This window comes from Planococcus sp. RAB007_Raresut (assembly GCF_057369535.1).
The window spans coordinates 1-281 of record NZ_JBXYIF010000089.1 but is presented as its reverse complement, the minus strand read 5'-3'; the positions used below and the strand labels follow the sequence as shown (position 1 = coordinate 281).

1 pseudogene is annotated in these 281 nt (G+C 53.7%); it reads left to right on the top strand.

From position 1 onward, the window contains the following. Positions 1 to 262 (top strand): annotated as a pseudogene (gene sdhA, locus AC2Q9J_RS17860) (succinate dehydrogenase flavoprotein subunit); the annotation flags it as partial. Positions 263 to 281: the final 19 nt, after the last annotated feature.

Here is a 281-nt window from a genome sequence, read left to right as displayed (position 1 = left end):
GCGTGGACGTGTCCATAAGATTTCAGCTACGGATACGGCACGTTGGTGCAACCAAGGGGCGTCGTTCATTCGACAACTCGTCCAAATGATCGGCCTCGCACGCGTCATCACACTTGGCGCGCTCAAGCGGGACGAGAGCCGTGGTGCCCATTACAAACCGGAGTACCCGGAACGTAATGATGAGCAGTTCATGAAGACGACGATGGCACGTTACAAAGATGGGGAAGTCGATATCTCGTATGAAGACATCGATGTTTCGTAAATCCCGCCACGAAAACGGG